The following is a 6,555-nucleotide window of genomic DNA, read 5'->3' on the forward strand; positions in this document are numbered from 1 at the left end:
ACCACCATGATCTATGTGACCCACGACCAGATCGAGGCCATGACCATGGCCAACAAAATCGTGGTGCTGCGGGCCGGGGTGATCGAACAGGTGGGCTCTCCGCTAGAGCTGTACCACAAGCCGCGTAATACCTTTGTTGCCGGTTTCATTGGCTCGCCAAAGATGAACCTGATCAATGGCGCGGAGGCGGAGAAACACGGCGGTGCAACAATAGGCATTCGCCCTGAACATCTGTCTGTCAGCCTGACCGAGGGCAGCTGGCAAGGGCGGGTTGGCGTGGCCGAGCATCTCGGCTCTGACACGTTTCTCCATATTCACGACAGTGGGATCTCGGATATGATTACAGTTCGGGTGCCCGGCGATATTTCGGTTAAACACGGGGATAAGATCTATCTGAGCCCGCAAGGTGATCAACTGCACAGGTTCGACGCCCAAGGGATACGGATTCCATGACAGAAACCAAGGTGGCAAATGCGGGCTGTGTTGCGCTGAGTAAGGGGAGTTTGAACCGTATCCCTGGCTCGGTCTTGCGTCCAAACTACAACAGGTCTGAGCTGACGCCGGGTATCGTGCATATCGGGGTGGGGAATTTCCATCGCGCCCATCAGGCCTGGTATCTGCATCAGTTGATGCAAAACGGTCTGGCCGAGGACTGGGCCATCATCGGAGCAGGTGTCCGGCCCTATGATGTCGAAATGCGGCAGCGGCTCCTAGCGCAGGATTGCCTGACAATGCTGATTGAACTCTCTTCCCAGGGTGCGTCTGCTGAAATCATAGGTCCGATGATCGATTACCTGGCAGTCGCGCCGGGGAATGCTCCCTTGATCCGGCAGATGTCCCAGCCGGAAATCCGCATTGTCTCCCTCACGGTGACTGAGAGCGGGTACTACATTGATCCCGAAACCGGGGGCTTTGATGCCATGCATCCTGATATCCAACATGATGTCACCAATCCGGATCACCCCCTGAGCGTGTTTGGAGCGATTGTGGCGGCGCTTGCCCTCAGGCGGGCCACGGCAGCCGGTCCGGTCACGGTGATGAGCTGCGACAATCTGAGAGGCAATGGTCTGATCACCCGGCAATCCGTGGTATCACTGGCCCGGCTGATCAAGCCCGATCTGGCCGATTGGATCGACAGCAACTGCAGCTTTCCCAACTCCATGGTCGATTGCATTGTGCCCTCAACTGGCCCTGATGAGCTGGCCATGGCGCGTGCGCTTGGGGTAGATGACAGGGCTGTGGTCACCCATGAAAACTACCGCCAATGGGTACTGGAAGATGATTTCTGCGCCGGGCGACCTGACTGGGCAAAGGCCGGGGTGATCCTGACACCAGATGTGCATGACTATGAGGGGATGAAGATCCGGATCTTGAATGCCGGGCATCAGGTCTTGGCCAATCTCGGCGAGCTGCTGTCGGTCGAAACCATTGCGGAGTGTATGGCAGATCCGTTGATTTCCGAATTCTTTCAGAAAGTTGAGCATGAGGAGATCGTTCCCTATGTCTCTGATGTGCCGGGCATGACCCCAGCGGCTTATACCGATTTGATCGCCTCCCGGTTTTCCAATCCGGCCATCCGGGACACCACCCGACGGGTGGCCTTTGATGGGTCTTCGCGTCATTCAGAGTTTGTTCTGCCCATTCTGCGGGAGGCCTTGCAGGCCGATGGGGCAATAGAGGGCTTGGCTCTGGTCGAGGCGCTGTGGGCCCGGATGTGCGAGGGAACCCGCGAAGATGGGAGGATCATTCAAGACAATGATCCGCATTGGCAACAGCTCTCAACCGTGGCCATAGAAAGTCGACAAACTCCGATGGCCTGGCTGGCACAGGCATCAATCTACGGGGATCTTGCGACCAACAGTAGGTTTCAAAACGCCTTTACCCATTGGCTTGAATTGATCTGGAGCCAAGGCGTGGAGATCGCAATCAAAAGCTATTTGAGAAATTCAACCAGCCGGCCAGTCGGAGGGGCGCAATGATCCTGTGTTGTGGCGAAGCCTTGATCGATATGATCCCCTCTGCGCCTCAGTCAGGGCCCCAGTCTGGGCCAGAACCCTATGTGCCACGACCCGGTGGGGCAGTGCTCAATACAGCTGTTGCGCTGGGGCGGCAGGGCGCATCTGTCGGCATGCTCACTGGTCTGTCGCGGGATATGTTTGGCCAACAACTGGCGGATCATTTGACCGGCTCACATGTGGATCTATCGCAGATCGTCTGGTCTAACCGGCCAACAACGCTAGCCTTTGTGCACCTACGAGACGGCCAGGCCTCCTATGTCTTCTACGATGAAAACTCAGCAGGTCGCATGCTAAACATTGCGGACATTCCGCCCCTGCCTCAAAAGATCTCAACCCTGTTCTTTGGCGGTATAAGCCTCGCCTGTGAACCGGCGGCAGAGAGCTACATGGCCCTATTGGCGCGCGAAGGAACCGATAGGGTGGTTATGATTGATCCCAATATCCGGGTCGGTTTTATCAAGAACGAGGACCGCTATCGTCAGCGTCTGACGCGCATGATGGGACAGTCGGATATTGTGAAGGTTTCGGATGAGGATCTGAACTGGCTTTTCCCGAGATCGGCCGCGCTTGAGGACAAGGTGCAGCAGATCGTCAAAATGGGCGTCACCATCGTGGTTCTGACCCGTGGAGAAAAAGGTGCTACTGGCTTCATGTCAAATGGCTCCCAGGTGCATGTGCCAGCGGCGCAGGCGGAGGTCGCAGATACTGTGGGAGCGGGTGACACTTTTAATGCCGGTGTTCTTGCTCAATTCTCTGCGCAGGGCTGTCTGCGCAAAGATCAGCTCAAATCGCTTGCGCCGGATGACTTACAGCAGGCTCTGGAGCGGGGTGCTCGGGCTGCGCGAGTAACAGTTTCCCGGATCGGCGCTGACCCGCCATGGGCCAACGAGTTGTGATGGCAATGCGCTTGGCTGGATTGCGTCCAGTGATCTTGATCAGGTGGCGGCGGTCAGTGGCAGACACATAAAAACGCTGAGCGGGTCTTCCTTGTAGCCTTCAAAAGGCGCGCAGTAGGAATAGCCCAGGCGTTCGTAGAGGGCGCGGGCGGCATCATAGCCGGGGCAAAGTGGAGAGCCGGTTTCTAAAACAAGCGCGCTAAAGCCTTCGGCCTGTGCTGCATGGGCCAGATGGTCCATCAATCGACGGGCCAGCCCCTGGCCGCGCGCGGTCTCCGAGACAAAAACTGACTTCACCTCAGCAGTGCCATCTTGCAGGGCTTTGTAGGCACCACAGCCCAGGGGGACACCAGTCTGATAGGCGGCAAAGAAGGAGACGCCAGGCTGGCACAGCTCTTCAACACCAAAGGTGTGATCGCTTTCTGTGGGGGTTTCTTGGGCGCCGTGGGCCTGATTGTCCTCGATCAAAGGCCACAGTTCCGCACTGGCTGGATTGGCCGCGCGGACTTCTATCACTTCGGGAACGCCCAATTCAGGAGAGCTCAATGTGTCCAGGGGACGCGTCGGTTGGTGGCAAAGTTTTCGCCATAGCCGCCGGGGCGCAGGTTGGCCTTGCGGGGTTTTGGCTCGACCACTTCGGCATCAATGCCGTGGTCCTGGGCATATTCCAGCGCTGCCTCTTTGGTGTCAAAACGCAGGCGGATCTGGCTTTGGGTGTCAGAGGACGAGGTCCAGCCCATCAGAGGATCCACTTCGCGCGCACTTGCCTGGGCATAGTCCAACACCCATTTACGGGTCTTGGCCATTCCGGATGTCATGGCGTTTCGGGCTGGCCGGTAAATCCGCGCGCGCATAGGGGCTCTCCTCGTGACTCGTCGTGCAACATATATGCGCCGATTACCCCTCTGCCACAAGGTGACAAATCCAGCGCATTCAACAGGTTTTGCATCGCAGCAACAGGCCGAGGGCAAGAATAGCAACGAATGCCTCTTGAACAAGAACAAAAACAGACCAAAATCAGCACGACTCACAGGAGAGCCGGATGCCCTACGCCCATTCAGACAAATCAGATGCCAAGACGCCCGAGCAGATGGTGGAGCGCGATGCGGTGCAGCGCCCCAAGCTGGAAGGCGGCAAGGCCTTTGTCATGCATACCGAGTTCTCCCCGGCCGGGGATCAGCCCACTGCAATCGCGGAACTCAGCGAGGGTGTGAGTGAAGGCGAGCGCAACCAGGTACTGCTAGGGGCGACTGGCACTGGCAAGACCTTCACCATGGCCAAGGTGATTGCCGAAACCCAGCGTCCGGCGATCATCCTCGCCCCGAACAAGACATTGGCAGCGCAGCTCTATGGTGAATTCAAAGGCTTCTTTCCGGACAATGCGGTGGAGTATTTTGTCTCCTTCTATGACTACTACCAGCCAGAGGCCTATGTGGCGCGCTCGGATACTTTTATCGAGAAGGAAAGCCAGATCAACGAGCAGATCGACCGGATGCGCCACTCCGCCACCCGGGCTCTACTGGAGCGGGATGATGTGATCATCATTGCCTCTGTGTCGTGCATCTACGGGATCGGCTCGGTTGAGACCTATTCGGCGATGACACAGGATCTGAAGGTCGGCGAGGAATACGACCAGCGCCAGGTGATGGCGGATCTGGTGGCTCAGCAATACAAACGCAACGATCAGGCCTTTCAGCGCGGTTCGTTCCGGGTGCGCGGTGATACGTTGGAAATCTTCCCGGCCCACCTGGAGGATCGCGCCTGGAAGCTGTCTTTCTTTGGCGAAGAACTGGAAGCCATCACTGAATTTGACCCGTTGACCGGCGAGCGCACGGGGGCCTTTGAGCAGATCCGTGTCTATGCAAATTCTCACTATGTGACCCCAAAACCGACGCTCACGCAGGCGGTTATCTCGATCAAGGAAGAGCTAAAAAAGCGGCTCGATCAATTTGTCGGCGAGGGCAAGCTGCTGGAGGCGCAGCGGCTGGAGCAGCGCTGCAATTTTGATATTGAGATGCTGGAGGCCACCGGCCATTGCAATGGCATCGAGAACTATTCGCGCTACCTGACGGGCCGTGGCCCGGGTGAGCCACCGCCAACCCTGTTTGAATTCATCCCCGACAACGCCATCGTTTTTGCTGATGAAAGCCATGTCTCGGTGCCGCAGATCGGCGGCATGTACAAAGGAGACTTTCGGCGGAAATCCACATTGGCGGAACATGGCTTCCGGTTGCCGTCCTGTATGGACAACCGTCCCTTGAAGTTTGAGGAATGGGATGCAATGCGGCCGCAATCGGTCTTTGTTTCGGCAACGCCTGCTGCCTGGGAGCTGGATCAGGCCGGGGGTGTGTTTACGGAACAGGTGATCCGCCCCACAGGCCTGCTGGAGCCTGAGATCGAAATCCGCCCGGTGAAGATGCAGGTGGACGACCTGCTGGACGAGGTGCGCAAGGTCACGGAAAACGGCATGCGCACCCTGGTCACTACGTTGACCAAACGCATGGCCGAGGATCTGACAGAATACCTGCACGAACAGGGCATCAAGGTGCGATACATGCATTCGGATATCGATACGCTGGAGCGGATTGAAATCCTGCGTGATTTGCGACTGGGGGCCTTTGATGTGCTGATCGGCATCAACCTTTTGCGCGAAGGCTTGGATATTCCGGAATGCGGTTTGGTGGCTATTCTGGATGCCGACAAGGAAGGCTTTCTGCGCTCTGAAACCTCGCTGGTGCAGACCATTGGCCGGGCGGCACGTAACGCCGAGGGCCGGGTCATCATGTATGCCGATAGGGTCACTGGTTCGATGGAACGCGCCCTGGGAGAGACCAACCGACGGCGCGAAAAGCAGATCGCCTATAACCTCGAACATGGCATCACGCCGGCCACGGTGAAAAAGAATGTCGAAGATGTTCTGGCCGGGTTGTATCAGGGCGATGTGGATATGAACCGCGTCACCGCCAATATCGACAAGCCCATGCACGGCGCCAATCTGGAGGCACATCTGGCGGGGCTGCGCGACGAGATGCGCAAAGCCGCTGAAAACCTCGAGTTCGAAGAGGCCGCCCGTCTGCGCGACGAGGTCAAACGATTGGAGGCGGTGGATCTGGCGGTGTCAGACGACCCGATGGCGCGGCAATACGCGGTGGAAAAAGCCTCGGAAGCGGCGGTGAAATCCCGCGGCCGGTCCAGCGCTGGCAAGGCCGGAACACGCGCATATCGCGGCAAATCGCAAAAGAAATTTGGCGGGTGACGGTCGCGGTTGTTCTCGGCGCTGCTGTGCATCCCGGCGGCAGGGCTTCGCCAACGTTACGGCGGCGTACCCTACGCGCGGTTGATCTGTTGAAAACAGGTCAGGTTAGCCACGTGATTTGCAGCGGTGGGCTGGGGCAAAACCCGCCCAGTGAGGCGGAGGTCATGCGGCAGATCTGCGCGGCAGAGGGGGTGGCGGATGACTGCATCCTGCTTGAGGATCAGTCTCATACGACAATCGAGAACCTGGCAAACAGCCGTGCCATTCTGGCAGCGCTTGGCAATCCAGATGTGGTGATCGTCACCGATCACTATCACAAATGGCGCGCCCTGTTGGTGGCGCGCCATCTGGCATTGCAGGCCCGTGCGTCCTGCCCAAAACAAAG

At 57.9% G+C, this 6,555-nt stretch carries 7 protein-coding genes; 5 read left to right on the forward strand and 2 right to left on the reverse strand.

What is annotated here, in order from left to right:
• From ABJP42_RS09285 to ABJP42_RS09295, 3 genes are all read left to right on the forward strand, one after another.
• Positions 1–453: TOBE domain-containing protein (locus ABJP42_RS09285; RefSeq protein ID WP_348340028.1), on the forward strand; the 453-nt coding region annotated here is incomplete at its 5' end.
• Positions 450–1,979 carry a mannitol dehydrogenase family protein gene (locus ABJP42_RS09290; RefSeq protein ID WP_348340029.1) on the forward strand — a complete coding sequence of 510 codons (1,530 nt, stop codon included), beginning with the start codon at positions 450–452 and terminating at the stop codon, positions 1,977–1,979. The genes ABJP42_RS09285 and ABJP42_RS09290, both read left to right, overlap by 4 nt.
• Positions 1,976–2,914, forward strand: coding sequence for a carbohydrate kinase family protein (locus tag ABJP42_RS09295; protein WP_348340030.1), 939 nt, complete (start codon positions 1,976–1,978; stop codon positions 2,912–2,914). Before ABJP42_RS09290 ends, ABJP42_RS09295 begins: the two co-directional genes overlap by 4 nt.
• A 39-nt stretch (positions 2,915–2,953) precedes the next feature.
• On the opposite strand, the gene ABJP42_RS09300 is transcribed toward ABJP42_RS09295, so the two are convergent.
• Together ABJP42_RS09300 and ABJP42_RS09305 are read right to left on the reverse strand one after the other, a co-directional pair.
• A complete protein-coding gene (locus ABJP42_RS09300) occupies positions 2,954–3,460 on the reverse strand; it encodes a GNAT family N-acetyltransferase (RefSeq protein WP_348340031.1) in 507 nt (168 codons plus the stop codon).
• Positions 3,457–3,768, reverse strand: a complete 312-nt coding sequence (locus ABJP42_RS09305) for an ETC complex I subunit (RefSeq protein WP_348340032.1) — start codon at positions 3,766–3,768, stop codon at positions 3,457–3,459. Before ABJP42_RS09305 ends, ABJP42_RS09300 begins: the two co-directional genes overlap by 4 nt.
• A gap of 188 nt (positions 3,769–3,956) precedes the next feature.
• On the opposite strand from ABJP42_RS09305, the gene uvrB reads away from it, so the two are divergent.
• Together uvrB and ABJP42_RS09315 are read left to right on the forward strand one after the other, a co-directional pair.
• Positions 3,957–6,170 carry an excinuclease ABC subunit UvrB gene (gene uvrB, locus ABJP42_RS09310; protein ID WP_348340033.1) on the forward strand — a complete coding sequence of 738 codons (2,214 nt, stop codon included), beginning with the start codon at positions 3,957–3,959 and terminating at the stop codon, positions 6,168–6,170.
• Positions 6,167–6,555: YdcF family protein (locus ABJP42_RS09315; RefSeq protein WP_348340034.1), on the forward strand; the 389-nt coding region annotated here is incomplete at its 3' end. The genes uvrB and ABJP42_RS09315, both read left to right, overlap by 4 nt.

It is taken from the genome of Pseudophaeobacter sp., from assembly GCF_039971195.1.
In the GTDB taxonomy this organism is placed as follows: Bacteria; Pseudomonadota; Alphaproteobacteria; order Rhodobacterales; family Rhodobacteraceae; genus Pseudophaeobacter.